This is a genomic window from Rhodopirellula islandica (assembly GCF_001027925.1).
GTDB classification, from domain to species: domain Bacteria; phylum Planctomycetota; class Planctomycetia; order Pirellulales; family Pirellulaceae; genus Rhodopirellula; species Rhodopirellula islandica.
The window spans coordinates 147,157-167,696 of record NZ_LECT01000017.1 but is presented as its reverse complement, the minus strand read 5'-3'; the positions used below and the strand labels follow the sequence as shown (position 1 = coordinate 167,696).

The 20,540-nt window shown below is 56.5% G+C and carries 15 protein-coding genes; 3 read left to right on the top strand and 12 right to left on the bottom strand.

All coding sequences use genetic code 11. The annotated features are described in order from the left end of the window. Positions 1 to 5: 5 nt before the first annotated feature. Positions 6 to 1,148, top strand: a complete 1,143-nt coding sequence (locus RISK_RS09115) for an FG-GAP repeat domain-containing protein (RefSeq protein ID WP_047813952.1) — start codon at positions 6 to 8, stop codon at positions 1,146 to 1,148. Positions 1,149 to 1,156: 8 nt separating this feature from the next. Next, positions 1,157 to 2,521 carry an outer membrane protein assembly factor BamB family protein gene (locus RISK_RS09110; RefSeq protein WP_236696165.1) on the top strand — a complete coding sequence of 455 codons (1,365 nt, stop codon included), beginning with the start codon at positions 1,157 to 1,159 and terminating at the stop codon, positions 2,519 to 2,521. 554 nt (positions 2,522 to 3,075) lie between these two features. Here RISK_RS09110 and RISK_RS09105 read toward each other — a convergent pair. From RISK_RS09105 to RISK_RS09075, 5 genes are all read right to left on the bottom strand, one after another. After that, positions 3,076 to 4,878 (bottom strand): sulfatase, encoded by a 1,803-nt coding sequence (locus RISK_RS09105; protein ID WP_047813950.1) that lies wholly within the window; start codon positions 4,876 to 4,878, stop codon positions 3,076 to 3,078. A gap of 776 nt (positions 4,879 to 5,654) precedes the next feature. Beyond that, complete coding sequence (locus RISK_RS09095) at positions 5,655 to 7,217, bottom strand: SBBP repeat-containing protein (protein ID WP_047814175.1); 1,563 nt, start codon at positions 7,215 to 7,217, stop codon at positions 5,655 to 5,657. 113 nt (positions 7,218 to 7,330) lie between these two features. Beyond that, complete coding sequence (locus RISK_RS09090) at positions 7,331 to 8,314, bottom strand: DUF1559 domain-containing protein (RefSeq protein ID WP_047813948.1); 984 nt, start codon at positions 8,312 to 8,314, stop codon at positions 7,331 to 7,333. Positions 8,315 to 8,504: 190 nt separating this feature from the next. Further along, positions 8,505 to 9,446 carry a PepSY domain-containing protein gene (locus RISK_RS09085; RefSeq protein ID WP_047813947.1) on the bottom strand — a complete coding sequence of 314 codons (942 nt, stop codon included), beginning with the start codon at positions 9,444 to 9,446 and terminating at the stop codon, positions 8,505 to 8,507. A 288-nt stretch (positions 9,447 to 9,734) separates the two neighbouring features. Further along, on the bottom strand, positions 9,735 to 10,208 hold the full coding sequence (locus RISK_RS09075) for a DsrE family protein (RefSeq protein ID WP_047813945.1): 474 nt from the start codon (positions 10,206 to 10,208) through the stop codon (positions 9,735 to 9,737). A gap of 265 nt (positions 10,209 to 10,473) precedes the next feature. On the opposite strand from RISK_RS09075, the gene RISK_RS09070 reads away from it, so the two are divergent. After that, positions 10,474 to 10,953, top strand: coding sequence for a universal stress protein (locus tag RISK_RS09070; RefSeq protein ID WP_047813944.1), 480 nt, complete (start codon positions 10,474 to 10,476; stop codon positions 10,951 to 10,953). 71 nt (positions 10,954 to 11,024) lie between these two features. Here RISK_RS09070 and gpmA read toward each other — a convergent pair whose 3' ends face one another. The 7 genes from gpmA to RISK_RS09035 form a co-directional block, all read right to left on the bottom strand. Beyond that, complete coding sequence (gene gpmA / locus RISK_RS09065) at positions 11,025 to 11,705, bottom strand: 2,3-diphosphoglycerate-dependent phosphoglycerate mutase (protein WP_053061102.1); 681 nt, start codon at positions 11,703 to 11,705, stop codon at positions 11,025 to 11,027. A gap of 7 nt (positions 11,706 to 11,712) precedes the next feature. Beyond that, positions 11,713 to 13,380, bottom strand: a complete 1,668-nt coding sequence (locus RISK_RS09060; RefSeq protein WP_047813943.1) for an ABC1 kinase family protein — start codon at positions 13,378 to 13,380, stop codon at positions 11,713 to 11,715. Positions 13,381 to 13,422: 42 nt separating this feature from the next. Then, positions 13,423 to 13,836: a hypothetical protein gene (locus RISK_RS09055; protein ID WP_047813942.1), complete on the bottom strand. Its 414-nt coding sequence runs from the start codon at positions 13,834 to 13,836 to the stop codon at positions 13,423 to 13,425. A 658-nt stretch (positions 13,837 to 14,494) separates the two neighbouring features. Continuing rightward, entirely contained in the window at positions 14,495 to 17,440 is a 2,946-nt protein-coding gene (locus tag RISK_RS09050; RefSeq protein WP_236696164.1) for an FG-GAP-like repeat-containing protein, read from the bottom strand. A gap of 398 nt (positions 17,441 to 17,838) precedes the next feature. After that, positions 17,839 to 18,243 (bottom strand): ArsR/SmtB family transcription factor, encoded by a 405-nt coding sequence (locus tag RISK_RS09045; protein WP_083434859.1) that lies wholly within the window; start codon positions 18,241 to 18,243, stop codon positions 17,839 to 17,841. Between the two features lie 363 nt (positions 18,244 to 18,606). Then, a complete protein-coding gene (locus RISK_RS09040; protein ID WP_047813940.1) occupies positions 18,607 to 19,302 on the bottom strand; it encodes an ABC transporter ATP-binding protein in 696 nt (231 codons plus the stop codon). Between the two features lie 3 nt (positions 19,303 to 19,305). After that, the gene (locus RISK_RS09035) at positions 19,306 to 20,520 is read right to left on the bottom strand and encodes an ABC transporter permease (protein WP_047813939.1); all 1,215 of its coding nucleotides are present in this window, start codon (positions 20,518 to 20,520) and stop codon (positions 19,306 to 19,308) included. Between the last annotated feature and the right edge of the window lie 20 nt (positions 20,521 to 20,540).

Sequence of the window (20,540 nt, the reverse complement as noted above, 5' to 3'; positions counted from 1 at the left end):
ACGCAATGGACCACATGAATGACGCCGGACGACGTGCATGCTGGATGTTTGGCTTCGCGTGCATGCTGTTCCCCGCCCACTCGGCCCTGGCTCAGCAACGCGAGTTTGTGACCAGCGACCGGCTGACGCTGGGAACGGAGCGTCTTCGATCGGCTTCCGTTCGCGTCGGTGATCTCGATCAAGATGGCGACCTGGACATCGTCGTCGCCAACGGGCGTCATTGGCCTCAACAGAACCAATTGCTCGTCAATCAAGGGCGAGCCAAGTTCTCGATCCTTCGTCCACTCGGCGCGGATCAACGCACCACGTACGCATGCGAGTTCGCTGACTTCGACGGCGACGGTGACTTGGACATCGCGACCGGCAATGACATGGCCCCTGGCGAGATCTATCTGAACGACGGCGATGGCCGCTTCACCTTTCACTGTGAATATGGCGACGTCAGCAGCCTCCGCAGTCTGCTGGCGGTCGACTTGGATCTTGACGGTGACATCGACCTGATCGCAACCTGCCGCGGACGTCCCAATCGAATCTATCTCAATGACGGCCAGGCCAACTTTGCTTCTGGGCCCACGTTTGGGAAAAAGACCGACTCGACAATTGACGTCGCCGCGGGAGATGTCAACGGCGATGGGCATCTCGACTTGGTCCTGGCCAACCGCGATCAGCAACCGAACGAAGTGCTGCTGGGCGACGGCAAGTTGCAATTCACCCGGAGCGTGCCGTTCGGATCCGGCGACGATCACTCACGGTCCGTTGCAGTTGCGGATCTGAACGCGGACGGCAATTTGGACTGGGTGGTCGCCAACATTGGGCGAAAGAATCAAATCTTCTTGGGGGACGGTTTCGGTGGCATCCTCAGCACCATGGATTTCGGATCTCATGACAGCCAATCTTATGCGTTGGCAATCTCCGACATGAACCAAGACGATATCCTGGACATCGTCGTCGGCAATTTGAATCAACCCAACGCTGTGTTTCTTCGCAGCGACAAAGATTTGCACTTCCACGAAGTCCCATTCGGCGATGCGTCCGCAACGTATGGCCTGGATGTCGGTGACCTGGACGGCGACGGCGACGCAGACATTGTCGTTGCAAACTCCGATGACCTGAACCGCATTTTTCTCAACCGCGTGAACAGACCATGATTCCAGCCATGCCAAAACCATTGACGAGTCTGTTGACCTTGCTGCTCATCGCAATGGCTCCCGCGGAGAAGTTGCGATCCGAAACCACGACCGATTGGCCGTCCTTCCGAGGACCGGGGGCTCGCGGGGTTGCTGAAGGATCAACGATTCCAACCACCTGGAACGCGGATCCGGAAAGCGAAACCAATGACGGGATGCTCTGGGAAACCAAGGTTCCCGGGTTGGGACACTCCAGCCCTGTGGTTGTAGGTGATCGAATCTTCTTGCTCACCGCGGTTCCCGATGAAGGGGAAACGGAACTGAACATCGCGGCAGGAGGAAACATCGACGCGGCAAAAGACAGCGGCGCCTACAAGTGGATGGTGCTTTGCTACGACGCTGATACGGGCAAGGAACTTTGGCGGCAGACAGCTCATCATGGCGAGCCCAAAGCGACTCGGCACAGCAAGGCGACTCATGCAAACACCAGCGTTTGTGTCGATGGCGATCGAGTGGTGGCCTGCTTCGGTTCGGAAGGCCTGTACTGCTACGACCTGGACGGAAAGCTGATTTGGGAGCGTGACCTCGGCGTGATCGATGTCAGCAAGTACGACATCGGTTGGGGCTACGCGAGTTCACCTGCGATTCACGATGGCAAGGTCGCCGTGATTGGTGACGATCCCGACCATCCCTTCGTGACAGTGTTGCAGTTGACCGACGGCGAAGAAGTTTGGAGGTCAGATCGGTCAGAAGTTTGCGAACGCAGTTGGGGATCCCCATTGATCCACGAAGTCGACGGCGTCACTCAAATGATCGTCAACGGTTTTCCCTGGATCGTGTCCTATGACTTCGCGACCGGAGAAGAACTGTGGCGACTCGAAGGTGGAGGTGACAACCCGATTCCGACTCCGTTTGTGTCCCATGGTTGGATCTACATCACGAACGCACACGGTGGAAAGGCACCGATCTATGTGGTCCGTCCCGACGCACGCGGAACCATCAAGCTCGATTCAGAGGAGGATTCCGATTCGCTCGTGTGGAGTGTTGAACGGGGTGGGTCTTACATGTCGACCCCGGTCGTCTCGGGCGACTACTTGTACCTGGGTAACTCCAACGGTGTGGTGAGATGCTTTCACGCCAAGACCGGTGAAAAGGTTTTCCAGAAAAGACTGGGCAAAGACGCCGGAGTGATCGCATCCTTGTTGGCGGTGAACGGCAACGTGATTTGCGCTTCGGAAAATGGCACGGTCTACGTTTTGAAGACAGGACCGGAGTTCGAAGTGTTGGCAGAAAACCCAATGGGTGAACCCTGCTTCGCAACACCGGCCGTCGCGGATGGAGTGTTGTTCATTCGCACCACGAAACGTTTGGTTGCGATCAGCGAACCAGAATGAACAGCATCCGAGCCGGTTTCACTGGATGGTGGTCTGTCGCGACTTATTCTCAGGGTAGTGGACGAGGCGACGAATCCTGAACTGGCGTCAAATCCAAGGACTCGTCGCCTCGTCCACTACGATCAACCCGAACTTTTAGCTGTGACAGACCGCTAAGCAGGTCGGCAGGAGTCTTTCGGCATTTGAAATATCGTGGCAAGCGTGGTTGTTTCTACATACAACCGGGGCGAACGCCGAATGGCACTTACTTTACAACTTCCCCTTCCCCCCTGGGGAGGTCGTGCAGTTTGTCGAGGCCGCGTTTCAGCGGAGTTCTTTATGATGCACCTCTCCCGAAACGAAGTTTGGGGGGAGGTCGAGCGACGCCGTTCAGGCGTACGCGAGGGAGGGGGCCGAGCATGGAAAACGGCGCGGATTGCCCTCCCCCGGAAATCTCGCTGAACGCTCGCTTTCCGACCCCTCCCGCTGCACGGGCGGGGTTCTCAAGGCGTTACTGGCGATGCACGTAAAAATTCACAACCTCCTTGAGGGGGTGTAAAGTAAGTGCCATTCGGCTAACGCCCAAACGGCTCACATGGTTCTACCCGATCATTCCTGCCGACCTGCTTAGCGTCTCGTTGGATGACGACTGTTTCGGTTGGCTTTGACAGCGACTGAATCTTTTGAATTGTCCCGTCGTGGCTCTCCAAGACATAGACCGAACCGATCCGTGCGTTGAGCGTGATCTTCCCGCCGGGTTGGATGCGTTTGGCTTTGCCACGTCGTCCGGCGGGCAGGATGGGATGCACCCGGACCAGCGTGTCGGTTGCGTTCTCAAAAGTGAGCTTGCCTTTCGAACCGTCTGACGCCCACTGAGCATGAATCGCTGGTGTCATCACCAATCCCTTGCGAGGGTGAGTTTCCAGCAACAACGCGGTTAACTCGTCGACGAGAGCTGGATCGGCGGAATCGATGATGCTTTCCGTTTCAGAATCATCCGTGCGGTGATCGTAGAGTTCTTGGGCGGTGACTTCTCCGGTGCTGAAATCTCGCCACTCGACCAACCGATAATCACGTGTCCGAACCGAATACCCCATGTACTGCTTTCCTTCATGTCGGCGGTAGTACTGGTTCACTGCTCCGTCGTGAACCGTCGCCTCGACATCTTTTAGAATCGGCACCAAACTCGAGCCGTCCACGAACTCAGGCACCTCAATCCCTGCCATCTCGCACAGCGTCGGAAACACATCGAGCAACTCTGCCAATTGATTGGTTTGTTGACCGGCACATTCGACGCCTGGACCAGCGATCAACAAGGGCACGCGAGCGTCGATTTCATAGTTGGTCATTTTGCCCCAACCTCGGTGTTCGCCGAGTTTCCAACCATGGTCGCTCCATAGCACCACGATCGTGTTGTCGGCCAAGCCTTCTTCTTCGAGTGTGGATAACAAGCGTCCGATCTGCGCGTCGATGTAGCTGACACAGGCGTAGTAAGCGTGCATCAGATGCCGAGCGTTTTCTGGTTCAACGACGCGGTCATCCCAGGGCTTCGGCAGTTGCATCAAATCGACATAGTGCGTCAGTTCGCTGTTGTTGTGCATCGCATAAGCGGGCGAGTTCTTCGGCAATTCTTGGTCCGTGAGCACCGGCAACTTCGCCGGGTCGTGCATGTCCCAGTACTTTTTGGGGGCGATCCAAGCAAGGTGCGGACGGATGTAGCCCATCGCTAAAAAGAACGGCTCATCAGACTTGCCAAGTCGGCGTAGATCTTCGATTGCCAGGTTCGTTCGAGCCCCATCCAAAACTTGGTCGTCCGGCAAATCGGGAGACGCCGTGCTGGGGCCACGCAGATTGTTCTTCCGCCAATCGCGATCTGGCAACGCTTCCTGAGCCGTCTGAATCCTCGCTTGGGTGCCTTCGGGGTAGAAAGCCGGCAGCCGAGGAAGATCCCGAATCGGTTCGCTCCACGATTGTGGATCCGGAGTCGGGTTGTGGTAGATCTTTCCGTGACTGACCGCGGTGTAGCCGAACTTCCGAAACCACTGCGGCAGTGTCACCGCGTCCGGCATGGATTCTCGAAAGTGAATTGGCAGCGTCCACACGCCCAGGTTGTCTGGACGCAAGCCCGTCATCAAACTGGCCCGAGATGGATTGCAGACCGCGACTTGGCAGTACGCTCGGTTGAACTGCACCGCCTGAGTTGCCAAGCGATCCATGTGCGGAGTGATCGCGTGAGGATCACCGTAGCACCCGATTGAGGGACGCAAATCATCGACGGCGATGAACAGCACGTTCGGCCGCGGTTCTGCGAAACTCTGAACGGGAAAGAACGCCGGCGCGGCAATCGCGAAGATTGCCGAAATCAAATGTCGTTGCATAACCAAGCGTGCAAAACGTAGATGAAAGGGAGAATGTGGCAGTTCCGTTGCAAGTCCGCCGCTGCTGCCAATCAGTCCGCTCGTTTCAGGTAACCTTCAAGCGTCTGGCAACAGCACTCGACGCGTCACACAATACCAGCTTCGCATGGCCAATCGACTGTTTGTCCTGTCTGTGGTCGTTGGATTGCCTTCATCTCGACTTAACGGATGAGAACGAAGCAGGGCGGCAGGTGTCTTTCGGCATTAACACTGTTTTCGTAGGCGTAGTTGCTTCCACATACAACCGGGGCCAACGCGGGATACGGAGTGTTTGGGGGTGTGTTCATTTTCCGGTGGTGCGCTGCGTTGGGGCGACCACTGGCTACCGTCTGACATCCCACCGGGACGTCGATTTCATTACTGACGTTCTTCGAGGCGTCCATCGCCCAGGACCTGAACCGTCGTGGACGAGGCGACGAGTCAAGGACCTGAACCGTAGTGGACGAGGCGACGAGTCCTTCCCCACGCAAGGGACTCGTGGCCTCGTCCACTACCAAATGCTGCCCTTCAACAATCGAGATCCCACCGGGATGAAGAAAGATCGAGGCGGGAAGAATCATTGCATCCGCTATCGATGCGTCAACACGAACCATTTCGCCGTCCAGGCCAACTCCCAGACGGCTCCCATGGTTGTGCCCGGTCATTCCAGTCGACCTGCTTGGCGTTGCCTCAATAGAAGGTGGGATGGGCGTCCAACCTGTCTGGATTGCAATGACAACCTGCACACCAATCCGCTGCTACTCGGGGCGTCTCTGCAGTTTCAACAGGATCACGTCCCCCGCGAAACAGCCGCCTTCGTAGCAAAGTTCCTTGCCGCCTCCGCCGCCCCCGAAACGGGGCTGAGCGGCTTGCCGAAGCGGCCAACCTGGTCCGTTCGTTGAGCCAGTGAGATAGAGATTTCCGTGTTGATCGAGGTAACACGCACGTCCGTAGTCGTAGCTTGGGCCGCCAAAATAGCTGCTGAACTTCAGACGAGAGAAATCTGCTGACAACACGGTGAGGGTCGCATCGTGCTGACCGGATCGTTCGGATTGGATGGCCGTCTCGGTGAGAGGGTAATCATCGGAAGAAGTCTTTCCTGCAAACAAGACATCCCCGTTGGAATGAACTTCGATGCCATCGGGTTCCTCGTCCCCGCTGCCACCCACCAACGTGCAGGCCATGAGAGCTCCCGTTTCAGTGGAGAACTTTGCGATCGCGACGTCGTTGGCTCCGCCTGCCAATTCGGTTTGAAACGCTCCTTGGGTGACAGGCAGATCATCGCTGGTCGTCCAAGTCGCCAGGTACGCGTTGCCCTTTGAATCCAAAGTCATGTTGTGGGTGCTGTTGCCCTCTTCGATTCCGCTCCCGCCAAAGTATGTTCCAAACAACAGTTGAGAACCGTCGGGACTGAGCTTGGCGATGAACGCGTCGCCTTGCCCGCTGTAGGTCCGGTCGTGGGCTTGGTCCGTCGTTGGAACATCGTCAGAACGTGTGGTGAAGTTCAAGTACACGTTCTTTTCCGAATCGGTGCGAATCCCACAGTTCGGTACCTCGGCGCCGGAACCGCCCAACCAAGTCGCCCAGTGAACTCGACTCCCGTCGCTGGCGATCTTCACGGCGCCGATTTCAACGTCGCCCGCAGGGGTTGCCTGATAGGCGTTGGAAAACCAAGACGCGGGCGGCAGTGGTCCCTGCGCGGTGTAGTGCAGCGCGAGATAAACATTGCTCTCGGCATCCAAAGAAAGGTCGCGGCACAATTGGCCGACGCCCACATAGGCGGCCCAATCGATCTCCGAGCCGTCTGGTTTGAGTTTCGCGACGAAGCCGTTTTGCATCCCATAGATGCCGTTGTCAGTTCCTTGGAACTCAGCTTGAAAGGCATCTTCCGTCACAGGGAAACCGGGCCCCGCGCGTCCGCTGACATAGACGCAGCCTTTCGAGTCGACTTCCACCGCGTAGGCGCGGTCGTAGTTGGGTCCACCGAGCAACGTGGACCAAACGAGCCGTCCTTGTGGATCAAACTTGCTGACGAACGCGTCGCAATGACCACCGCTGCCGACTTGTTCCCCCGAACGATCGTGCTGACGTTGGAAGGCAAGTTTGGTTGTTGGGAAATCGGTGGACTGGGTCCCACCAACAACGAAAACGTTGCCAGATTCATCGACACAAACATCCCGAGCGTGTTCCCAATCGCCACCTCCGAGAAACGTCGAAAAGCCGATTTCATATTCGTCTGCGTTGGCAACCAAAACGCCCAGCGCAACCTGGCACCACAGCGAGATCAAAAAGGTGCCACGCCACCGAGGAAATCGATACATATTCGCCTTTTCGCTGCTTGCAGGAGCCGAAAACTCGCATTGGATGTCAATGGGCGTGATCGCATGTCCCTCCAACATTCATCCGGAACAGTTCCGCTTCCCCGGACTGTTTCTCAGTATTCGCCAATCACGTTGCGGTCGGCTTTGTCACAGAGGTTGACGAAAATTTCAGAGGCGACCGAGTCGGTCAACGTTCGAGTGGAACCATCCGCCAAAACAATTGTCACCAGCCCGGAGTGGAAGCTGTACGGGGAGGCTTCGTTGTCGACATTGATAAAATTGTCGCATGTGTCGCAGCCTTTCAAGAGTCCGTCCTGGGACCAATTGTAGATGCCGACCCCATTGTTGCCTGCCCAAGGCCCGTAACTGTAGAACTGCGCGTTGGACGGTGGCGGCTGTGGTTTGCCCATCTTCCAGTGGTCTGGTTTCCCGGACATTTCGAACAACAAGATCGTGTTGCTGGTCCCGTCCAAGATATCGGCGAACCGGCTTCCCCGTTCATTCAGGATGCCACAATCGGAGTCCCAAACATGGACCTTGTCCCCGGTGGGTGTCTCTTCCAAATGGTGCAGGCCTCGAACGCCCTGGTAGTCGGATGACGAGCCAGTGATATCAGGAAGCGCGTTGACGTCGGTGGTCCAACCAACGTTCCAACCGGCGTAGATCGGCATCGTCCGCTCACCCGGCGCGGACGCACAAGTGAAGGTCGGAACCAGTCGATTCACTGCGGGTTGGTTGGCGACGTCATCAAAACCGTAATGTTGATTGTAGGTGTCGTGAAGATTGGAGCCTTCCATGTACGGCAAGATCATCGCCAGAAATCCCGTCACGACCTTGGTCGGACTGCCGGTGGATCCCACCCCGTCATAGACCAACCTTCCGGGCGGCAGTCTCCTCAGGGCACTATGGTAATTGTGGCAGGCCAACCCAATTTGACGCACATTGTTGCTGCATTGCAGACGCCGCGCTGCTTCTCGAGCCGCCTGAACCGCCGGCAACAGCAGCCCAACCAAGACGCCAATGATGGCGATCACGACCAGCAGCTCCACCAACGTGAATGCGCGCCGATTGGATCGATTTGGTTTCGAAAACCCCATGAGGGTCCTTCCGCGAAAGAAAGAGATCAACAGTGTGTTGTCACATTCCTGGCTGGCGGAGGAGAAAGTCGGCGAGGCGACCCCCCAAGCTGGCTTGGCTACTGCAACTGAGAATTGGTCTCAACAGTAAACGAACCATTGGCGACAGGCAAGTCCCGCTGGCTTGTCGCAAGCAGAATTTGAGAGTTCATCAAAGTTTGGTCGTCGCGTAGAAGCTCATCATGCTGAAAAACATGACCGAAGCGGTGACGACACTGATCGCGATCACGATCCCGCCGATCCAGCGGGTGCGTTTGATTTGCCACCACATCAACAGTCCGGTCGCGCCCCAGGTGACCATCGCGATTGCCATCGCATCAATGAACAGCGACCAAAACCTACGTCCATTCCAGTGAGGAGGCTGGCCGTGGGAAGTGTGCAGTCGCACGAAGAACGCGCGGGGCGAATACCCGTCTTCCCCCGTGTACCGGGTCACATCCAAGTGCCCGTCGCGAAGCACATAGGTGACGCGAACTGGTTCGCCATCGACGTTCGCCAGGAAATTCAGCTTGCTCCATCCCAGTGGTTCCGACGTTTTGGTTGTCTCAATCCCCGCAGCACTCAAAACAGACGGGATTGTCTGCTCGGCAATTCCCATTGGGTTGGGATCAATTTCGACGCGTTGGATCTCCTGCAGAACAGGTTCCATGGGCTCTCGATTTTCCGGGAACGTGGCAACCCAAGCGGACTTGTCGACTGGGTTCAGGTGAACAGCATGCCGCGTCCCCGCGTCCTCGATCTGAAACGCGATTTCATTTGTGAATTCGGGTGGATGGTCGGGATTCAGCTCGATCGATGACTCGGGAGCAGCGACGCGCATCGCGTCAACAACCTGTTCGGCCAGCTCATTCTGATCCGGAAACTCCGCCCAGGCAGAATCCGCCAGCTCACTCGCGTCAACCTGCTGCATGGCCGCTTCCGGGAACAAACCCACATGATTGAGCAGGGCTCCCGTGGCGCCGTACAAAAACACCCAGGGCAAAAGAAACAGTCCGATGTAGAGATGGACTCGCCGCAGAAACATCAACACCTTGCTGCGAGCTTTTCGAGAACGGCGAATCGGTTTTGACGCTGGGGGATCGTTGGAATTCATTCAAATGTCACTGGGGAGTGCCACATCGTTTTCGTCGCGACCGACGCGGGCTGGGCAAGATTGCGGAACGCTGCTCGCCACTCCTCGAAGCGTCGAAAGATCGCTCTGACAAGGCGTCCCCCCAGAACGTTGCCCAGCGACTCCCAAAATGCAAGCCGGGACCCACCTCCCTGACCCGCGTTGGAACACATCTCGAGCAACTGGAATGAACCACCAGCGACCGCGATGACCATTCCGAATTGCATCTCAACGAACAAGATCCAGCAGGCTCATCCGGCCATTCGCGGCTCAGTAATCCATCACTTTGTCGGCTTCGATCAGCAATTTGCCAAGCATTGGAAGCGTTGCAATATCAGCGTTGCGTTTGAGCCCTGGATCGGTGATATGAGCTGACTTGGCACAGTGCGGGCACACGAGGACCTTGCCGCCGCCAGCAGCAAACTTCTCGTAGAGTTCTGCGAGCGATGGCGAGTCCGGTCCCCAATTGAATTTCAGCTCTTGCTTGCGTTCTGCAATGCGAACTCCTTCGAGATCCACAAACAGCGTCACGTCGGCGCCATATTCTTGCATCAAGTTGGCAACTTTCACCGCCATGAAGCAGCGGTGCAGATCGTCGGTGAAGTGAGACAGATGCACCACGACCTTTTGACCGCTCCCGTCCACGGTTGTGTTTTCCTCGGCGCTAGCTGACGGACCAGCCGTTGCGGCGATGACGGCGGCTGCGATGAGACCGAAACGGAACATTTGTTTTGCAATCGACATGCTTGAACTCCTGATGTGAATTGAGATGGGACCAAACGGTGCCAACCAGGTTTGGCAAACGTCATGCCACCAACAATGTTCCGTTGCCAGCCCGCGTCGCGACGATCCATGTGTGCGTCCATGGACGTTCTGTGCGCCGGGTGCACACACCGTCGTGATGATATGATGAGTTTTTGAATTGGTACTGAAGCTGCAATCCTGACTCTTGTTTCCCCAGGAGGAATGGCACTGAATGCCAGCCTCGCCTCAAACAAGACGCCACAGCATGAACTACTTTGAAAACAGCAAGATCCTGGTTCCCATCGACTTCTCCGATCAATCGAAGGAGGCAGTGGAAACAGGAGTTAAAATCGCAGGCAAGAATGAAAATGTTTTGGTGCTGCATGTGGTTGATCCAGCCCAGCTGTACGGATTGGATGACAACGGCGGGTATGAACTAGGCGGAGGCATGGCCGCCGGGACATTCAATTGGGAAGGTGCCGCGAAAATCGATGCGAATCACGAAGTGACGGCCATGAACCAAATGAAGGACATGTTTGGCGGCGATGAATTCCGAGACGTTCAATTCTTCACTGCCGTTGACAGTCCGACGGAAGGCATCACGCGGTTTGCTTCCGATCACAAAATCGATTTGATCGTGTTGCCATCACACGGCCGCAGCGGCGTGAAGCGATTGCTGCTGGGATCAGTTGCGGAACACGTTGTTCGAGCGGCACATTGTCCCGTCTTGATTCTGCGACGTTGAGAAGCTGCAATTCCGCCTTGGAACCGAAGATTCCATTCCAAGTTGGTGCGGCGGCAATGCCAGGGTCCGGCTCAGACCCTCGCGATCTTCTGGCGGATCGATTGCGTGTCGTAAACGATTGGACTGCCGGTTGGAATTTCCATGCCCACGATGTCCGCGTCTGAGATCTCGTCGAGATGCTTTCGAAGCGCCCGGATCGTGTTGCCGTGCGCGACGACCAACACGGTCTTTCCGATCGCCAATGCCGGGGAAATCGTCGCTTCCCAGTGAGGCAGGCAACGCGCTATCGTATCCTGCAAACTCTCCCCTCGTGGCAATTCAGATTCGGACAGCAACGCGTAACGACGGTCGAGCCCTGGGTAGCGTTCGTCGGTGGTCTCCAGAAGCGGTGGCCGAACGTCGAAACTGCGCCTCCATTTCAGAACCTGAGTTTCCCCCACACGCTTGGCTGTCTCGGCCTTGTTCAGACCTTGCAGAGCGCCGTAGTGCCGTTCATTCAGTCGCCACGAGCGTTCCACCGGCACCCACATTTGGTCCATCGTTTCAAGGACCAGCCACAAGGTCTTGATCGCTCGTTTTAAAACGGACGTGAACGCGATGTCAATTTTCACCCCATCATGAAGCAGTGTTCGACCCGCCTGGTGAGCTTCCTGGTGACCTTGTTCCGTCAATCCAACATCGGTCCATCCCGTGAAACGGTTTTGACGGTTCCAGACGCTTTGACCATGACGCAACAGAATGAGCTTTCCCATGACCGTCTTATCTCACCCTTGAAATTTGCCAGGTGAGTCGAAGCCCCATGAACAACGCCAACAGGCACCCCAGAAAACCGGGAACCGAAACCCCAAACAACTGAGGCGAAACACCACTGCTCCACAGTGAAGCAGAACCGACAAACAACGCCGCAGTGAGAATGCCCATCACCAATCGATTGACGACGGGTTCCAAGCGCCGATGCTGCAGATGGACGTCAAAGTTGCCCTGCTTCAGACTGTGAAGCACATCAGCGAGATCCTTGGGCAGAATGCTCAACAAGTGATCCCATTCATTCACTCGAGTTTTCATGCGTTCGAAAACACGCCGCGGAGACAACCGTCGACGCATCGCCTGCTGCCCGTAAGGCTGCAACAGTTCCGCAAGGCTGAAATCGGGGTTGAGTTGATGAGCGGTGCCTTCCAGCATCGCCAAGACTTTCAAAAGCATGGCGACCTTGGCGGGCAAGTAAATCCGATGTTCACGAATGATTCGAATGACATCTCGCAAGCAACCGGAGACGTCGAAGTCGCGAAGACTTTGATCGGCGTAGTCATCCAGCAACTCTTGAATCTCACACACCAAGGCGGGTTCATCAAAGTCCAGTGGCACTTCGCCAAGCCGCACCACAATCTCTGTGATACTGGCAGCGTCGCTTGTGACGGACGCGATCAAGGCAGCTTCCAAATCGTCGCGCAGACCACTGTCAATGCGACCGACCATTCCACAATCGAGGATCCCCACTCGAGGCGGAGTCGTTTCCTGATCCTGCTCGCGAACCCCGGGAAGAATCATCAGGTTGCCCGGGTGCGGATCGGCATGATAAAAGCCGTCCCGAAAAATCATGTCAAGAAACACCGTCGCGCCACAAAGCGCGATCGCGGTCAGGTCGGCTCCCGATGATTCCAGGGCTTCTTTGTCCGAAACGCTAACGCCATCAAGGCGTTCCATCGTCAGGACACGTCGCGAACTCAGCTTGGGGTAAGGGGTCGCGAAATGAACGTTTGGTTCGTCAGCGAAGTTCTTGCGGAACCGATTCATATTTTGCAGTTCGCGATGAAAATCCAATTCGCGAATCAGTGATCGTTGGAACTCACGAATGGTTTCCACGGGCCGATACTGCCGAAGCCGGTCGGATTGCTGCTCGGCAATTTCGGCCAGCTTTTGCATGATCTGCAGATCATTGACGATCCGCCGTTCGATGCCGGGATGCTGCACCTTCACGACGACGTGCAATCCTTCATGAGTGGTTGCACGATGGACCTGTCCGATGGATGCAGAGGCCATGGCGACCGGATCGAACCAAGAAAAAAGTTCGTCGACTCCCGCTCCCAGTTCGGATTCGATCATCGCAATGACCGCTTCCGGCGGGTCGCTGGGCGTATTGGCCCGCAATTGTGCCAACTCGCACGCCAGTTCGGTGCCGACAAGGTCTTCGCGAGTGCTGAGAACCTGTCCAAGCTTGATGAACGTGGTTCCCAAATCGGTCATCGCGACGCGAATGCGTTCTGCGGTGGTGAGTGATTCATCCTCACGTCCCACTCGCAGTCGCTCCCGCCAGACCGACGGAACTCCCGAAATCCAATCTGCCAACCCGTGCCGGGCGAGGATGGTGACGACCTCGCGAAAACGATCGGCGTTGCGGATCAGTTGCGGGACTTCAATCAGTTCCATAGGTCAAGTTCTTTCTTTCAGACGACACTCCAACGCGACGTCTCAAACTGCCGCGTCGAGAGTGGCCTTGAGCATCGCGATGTGGGCCATCACGGTGTGGTGATGCTTTTTCAAGCGTTCATGAGCGTCCCGCAGATGCTGATGACGCGTGGCTTCTTTCACGTGCTCCGCCGTGGAGTGCGCCGTGGGCTCCGTTTCATTGCGGAAGTCAGCGGCCACGACGTGTTCGTGCTGCAATGTCGTGGCTTCGTGCGAGTCGATCTGGTCCACGTGAGCCTCCAATGCCGAAGTGTGTTCGGTCAGCCGTTCCGCGATTCGATTGAGCTCTTTCAAAGCGTTTTGATGGCCTTGTTGCCAGATATCGATGTCATCCCGCCACATGGCGACATCGCTTTCCCATTGACGGTGGTCATGGTGCATGGCTTCATCTTTGTTGATTACGTCTGACTTGGACATGGGTGTGCTCCTTGAAGCAGGTTGAAGTGATACCCGTGAACTTTGCACGTGCTGTGCCGCTTGCACCGAGACCGTCCAAAATCTCATGCACGCTGTTACCAGAGAACGGACGAGAGCCCGGGCAGGTTCGCAGTCGCTTCATGCTGGAACCCATCCCGGTTTTTGGTGCTGCGTTTTGGTGGGTTTCGGCATTTGAGAACCTCTCCCGAAACGAAGTTTGGGGGGAGGGTGTGCGACCCTTGGGCTTCAGTCGCGGAGCGACGGCATTTGCATAGCCTTGGGTTTTAACCCAAGGTCTCTTCGACACCAAACGCGCGTCCAAGTCGCGGAGCGACGACAGTTGGCAGTGAATTCGGATCCACTTGTGGCCGTTCGGGACGTTTGAAAAGTGGATAGTAGCTGGCGTCCGGTTTTCGCCTCGGATGGGGGCGTTGTGGGATTTTGGGGGAGTCCCTTGCTGACGCGTCGGGTTGTGATGGGGGGGCCGAGTATGGGGAACGGCGCGTGTTGCCCTCCCCCGGAAAGCTCGCTGAACGCTCGCTTTCCGACCCCTCCCGCTGCGCGGGCGGGGTTCTCAAGACGCGTCTGGCACAGCACTTGAAAACTGCATGACTTGGTGGAAGGGGAAGGTGGCTGAGGCTACTTCAACGAGCGTCGCTCAACGAGTGTGCAACCGTGCGGAGTTTTCGATCACGAGGTACCGTTGATCGGCAGGGGCGTTTTCGAATGTCTGAACGTTCCCGCTGGGCCACTCGACCAGGATTTGTTCGGCGACATCACAGTCTGCCAAGCCGAACTCGAGCACGGCTTCGTCTGTGCAAAGATACCCGTCGCCCGCGGTGATCCAGTCAACTTGAACGCCGTGTTGGGCTTGGATCGTGACACGAGCGCCAATCGCATCTCGTTCACTTCGCACACCGACCAGCTCGAGTTGCAATGCGTGACCGAGCGACTCACTGCTTATCTCCAGGAGCGAAGCAGGATGATCAAGGTGAGTAGCGACCAAGTCCATTTGCCCGTCTTGATTCCAATCCAACTTTGCCAAACCGCGGCCCAGGTACGAGCCCGCCAAGTAACTCGAAGGGTCCGGCGCCATCACCGCTTCAAAACGATCCATCCGGTTGTGCATCAGCAGCGGCGGTTGGCGAAAGGGCTCGCCCAAGTGGCTCTGATCAAAGATGTGGCCGTTGGTGGTCATCAAATCCAACCAACCGTCCCGATCGACATCCAGGCTTTTGGATCCAAAACCGACGTTGGACAAACTGAGTGCCGGCAACTGATAGCTCGGTGCGGCATCGCGAAAGGTGCCGCTATCCGTTTGTAAAAACAGATTGTCGTATTCGCCGAAGAAGTTGCTGACATGCATGTCGAAACGCCCGTCCCGATTGAAGTCTCCGGTCGCGATGCCCATGCAGGCGGTCGAGAGACCAAACCTGCCGCTGGCGACGCCCTGAATGCTGGCGGTGTCTTTCCAAGGACGATTCTTGGTTGCTAAAAAGTGATTGGGACGCGCGTCATTGCCGACAAAAATCTCGTTCCCTTCCTGCCCATCCATGTCCGTGATCACAATTCCCAAACCAGTGCCGGTCTTCGCAACAGACGGTGGAATTTCACTGCCGAAGCAATGGCCTCGCCCGTCACAGCGGTACCAATGATCAGCTTTGGGCGGCTGACTGAGCGGCCCCTGAAGCAACTCTCGTCCGTGCGAATCGTACTCAGGTGGATCGAAGGCTTCTTCCAATTCAATGTAATTGACCTCGTACAAATCCGGCACTGCATCCCCACTGAGGTCAGCAATGGCCATCGAGGAGGTAAAACGATTGCCCTGCCCGTGCATCCGATCCGAGCCGTCTTGAAACGTCCCGTCGCCGTTGTTGAGAAACAGTTGATTCAGCCCAATGTTTCCGATGAGCAAATCAGGCCATCCGTCTTGATTGACGTCGCCCACGCTGATGCCCTGCGAGTAGCGATGGTCTTCACACTCACTTTGTTGCTGGACCGAAACAAAACGTTCGCCAAGGTTGCGAAAGAGTTGATTTGATCGAGTGCCATGCAGCTCCGGCGGGTCACCGGAACCCTGTGCAAAGTAAAGGTCGGGGCGTCCATCTGCGTCGAAATCGATCACGCCAACTCCCCCACCCAGCGATTCATACAGGGCGATGGATGACAAGTCAGCTTGTTCGGCCTGATACCACTGGAAGCTCAACCCTCGTTCCGCTGCGACGTCCTGAACCATCAGCTTCCCATTCGGGGTTGGAGCCGCCGACCAAGTGAAACGTTCGTCGCGAACGGGAGTGGCGGTTGCGATGGGTTGCAACTCGAATTGGGAAGGCGACAGGCTGACCATCGCGTCCTCCAACATCATCTGCCTCAACTCGGGAACACTCTGGAGTCTTCGACGTTGTTGGTTGATCTGTGCCAGCTGAACCGAAGCAGTCGCCGGCAAACTCAGTTCCGTCCACCGGAGCGATTCCAGTGGCCGCCCCACATCCAGCAGGTGATTGCCGATCTCGCTCAATCTTTGACTGTCAGGGGCCTCCGCATCCAACTGCTTCGCCAGTTCGCGAGCCTCATGGATGATGGCCGCTTTGGCTTCAAACGCGTCGCTCTGCTCATTTCGCTGGAGTGCTTTGAGCGATTGCTGAATCCGCTGATAAGTGACCAAGTCGGCAGAGTTTCGGCGAAGAGCTTCCAAGAGAGCATGGATCGCAGATTCATATTGCCCCTGATCGAAATGGTAACTCCCGATCGCGAACCAATAGTCATCGTAGGTTTCCCACGAGGAATCACGAGAGGCGTACCACTCCAAAAACGCAGCTTCGGCTTGGAGTTCGGCAAGCACCCGACCCAGCAGAGCACTTGCGGAGGCGATGTTGACCGGCCTCGTCGGAGAGCCCTCTGCCAACGCAGATTCCAATTCGGTTCGCGCCTGTTGGAATTCGCCAATGGAATAATAATGTCTCGCTCGCCCTTGCCCCGGTTTCAGGTGTTGTTCGATCAAGGGCTGATCCTTGTCGCCTGAAGCGTTTGCTAGACGGAACACCGATTGGCCGCGAAAGACCAGCGACTGAAGCTGTTGCAGGTTGGCTTGGCCTTGGAAGACCAACCGATCGGCAACGCGGGCAGCTTCGAACGTTCTCCCATGCCTCGTGTAGTGCCGCCACAATCGATGGAACGGCTCCACCTGATTCGGGTTGGCTTCCACCCATCGACGCAGCATCTTTTCGTATCGGCGGGGATCGTTCAGCTTCGATGCCGCATTCACACAAACGGCAATCGCGGGACTTCGCAGCTTTGAGTCGCCCTCGGCAATGCTCTCTGCCATCGCCAGCGATTTGGCCCATTTGCCCCGCTTCGCCTCGACCCTTGCTGCCAACAACAACAGCTCCTGGTCATCGGGATGCTCGATCATCAAAGGCGTCAGCAACTCAGCAGCTCGATCGCACTCCCCACACTCGAATGCCGTGGTGGCAACGCTCAATGGCCCCCTCGCGTCGCCCTCCTTCGCAATGGGCGGCACTTCACCCGATGAATCATTGCCGGACGCGTCTTCCACCGACGACTTTTTCGAAACCGACGGTGCACAGCCGGCGAACAAGAGCATCCCAAACAGAATGCAAAACCAACCCATTTGAGACCGTCGGATCCGGCAGACGGGAACTGGAAATCGGAGAGACTGGACCAACGGACCATCCATTCAAAAGCATCTGCTCTGAATCAGCTTCGACTTTCAACAGACGTGGGCTGGGCTGTTCCGTGGAGGAGGATCGGCTCAGCCTTCATCCGATGGATGTTCGAGCTGCTTGGCAGAGCAAGGAATGTGACTTCTCACTGCGACACCCCCGACAAGGAAGTCTGCCTGGTTGGGTGCTGGAACGATCCTAAAGAACTCTGGCTCCATCCGTTACGCGCGATTTTCCACCTCTCGACACCGGCTCAGAAACCGGCACTGAAAACTCTTCTGGGCTCACAACCGTCCCATTGCTGACCGCAAACGGAAACCTAGTCGCAGCAACCACCGCTTTCTTTCAGTTGTTTCGCTCTGCTTGCGTCCTCTTTCAACTCCGGAACGTCACTGAAACAACTGTTGAGACACTCGTACAATTTTTGTTGGAAGCACGAGTGAGCTGGAGCGAGCGAGTAATGCGACCACAGCCCGACCTTGCGAACATCGACCAGCGAAGCTTTGCGTAGATAGGCAAGGTGTCGAGAAACGGTCGGTTGAGGGAGCTGCAAGATCTTCACGAGGTCACCCACGCAGATCTCGTCGACCGCCAGCAAATGCAAGATTCGCAATCGAGTGCTGTCCGCAAACGCACGAAAGACCGTGTTGATCTCCTCGCCAATCTCAGCCAATGGAACGTTCGACAGGTCGCCTTGCAAAGCTGAGTCGGTCGTCGTGCTCATGTTCCGGGGCCTTATGAAGAATGATCGGGCGGTGAGGTTCCCCGATCACGAGGTTGCATTTTCTCTCAGCAGTGTAGCTGGGCGGATACGCACGCATCAAGCGACGTATTCGAATGGAGAGTCCCATCGATGAATCAGGGGGGAACGTGGTGGCCGAGGTCACGAGTCGTTTCGCTCAACGACGCGAAACGACCCGTTGCCTCAGCCAATCGTTGTCCTTGGCGGTGCCGAGTTCACTAGTGGTCTGTCAGGACTTGTTTTTAGGGTAGTGGACGAGGCCACGAGTCCTGAACTGGCGTCGAATCCAAGGACTCGTGGCCTCGTCCACTACGATCAACCCTCACTTTTAACTTTGACGGACCACTAGGCGGCTTCGGCGGAGTGCAAGGCCGCTCGGTCGTCGACGATCTTGCCGCTTCGCAGTTTCAAGACGCGTTTCGCTCGCTCGGCCGCCTCTGGGTTGTGCGTCACCATCACGATCGTGCGCCCTTCCCGATTGAACTCTTCGAAGTAGCCAATCACTTGGTCACTGGTCTCGGGATCCAAGTTTCCGGTGGGCTCGTCGGCCAAGATCACGGCCGGATCATTGGCCAGCATCCGTGCCAACGCGACTCGTTGCTGTTGACCAACGCTCAGTTCGTTGGGCTTGTGATCCAAGCGGTCCCCCAAGCCAACACGTTCCAACAACTCGGCTGCCCGATCGCGTTGATCCGATTCCGCAGTTCCAGACAAATACAACGGAATCTGCACATTCTCTTGCGCCGACAGGTACGGAATCAAATTGAATGTTTGAAATACGAAACCAATGTTCGCCTTTCGCATCCGAGCCCGCCCGTCGGCATCCAAGTCGTACATCGACTGGCCGTTGAGCAACACTTGTCCGGATGTTGGTGACAACATTCCGCCCAACATCACCAACAGCGAACTCTTGCCGCTGCCGCTGGGCCCGATCAACGACACAAAGTCGCCTTCGGGGATCTCCAAGGTTGCGTCATCGAGAGCCACAACCTGTTGGCGGTGCATTTCATAGACCTTCGTAACATTCTGCATGGACAACATGGTTCAAACCTCCTTGAATGACGTGACGGGATCGAGTCGGGCGGCATTGCGAGCGGGGAAGTAGCTGGCCAGCAGTGTTGTCCCAACCGAGATTCCAATCGCCCAAACCGCCAGCATCGGCATCGGCAACACAGGCACGTTGGCCAGGCGAGGTCCGAGCGTGACTGCCAGTGTGGTGCCGATCAGAAAGCCTCCGACTCCACCGGCGACTCCTAACAACAACGCTTTGAGCAAGAAGATTCGCAGGATCAATTTCGATTCTGCGCCGAGCGACATCAACGTGCCGATTTCACGGCGGCGTTCATAAACATTCGCGAACATGAAATTCGCAATGCCTGCTCCACCGATCACGACGATGATTGCAACGAAAATCATCGACAACTTTTCCATCATGCCGTTGACCTTTTGCTGCGTGGCGACAACCTGAGTGACGGTCACGACTTTGGCTTCGGGCAACAGGTTGTTGACGTTGTCGACCAAGCCGGCCGAGATCTCTTTGCAGCAACCGACAATCTCAATGCAACTGACCACCGCATCCTTGCCTGACATCTCTTGCACGGTGTGCAGGTGAGCGAAGATGCGTGAATCGTCAACCGTTCCTGTTTCTGGCAGCACGGCAACGACCGAAAACTGCTTGCCCATCAATTCCAATGTTTGGCCTTCTTCGATCCCCAAGGACGCGGCGGTGTCAGAACCAACCAGCGTTTCATTGGTCGCCAAGTCGTCGATGACACGGTTGCGAACCAGCATTTTCTTGTCTTCCGGTTCGGGAGTGCCGACGTCGATCGCTCCGCAGCCGATAGGGCGTGAGAAGATCCCGGCTCCGCCCCAAGCCGCCTTGGCCTGGAACTCACTCTTGGGCAGGATGCCGGTCAAGGTGAACGAGCGGCCCTCCAGTTCCACCGGCACACACAACTTGGGTGACAAGTTGTCGACGCCGGCGAGGTTGGACATCGTCAAACGCAAGGCATATTCCTCGGGGATGGTTGCGTTGTGGATGTCCGCCGAGTAGTAGTCTTGCAGCGTCACGGACTTGGGCAACACCAACACGTTGGCGCCCAGGCTGTCCATTTCTCTGGCCACCGCCATCTCGGAATAGTAGGTGATGTTCTTGATCGCGATGACCGTGGTGATCCCCAGCAGGATCCCCACGAAGATCGTGATCATCTGGCTCTTCCGTTCAAAGAGTTCTCGCCAGACAAGTTTGTTCAGGTTCATAACGTTGTCTCCTTCCAATG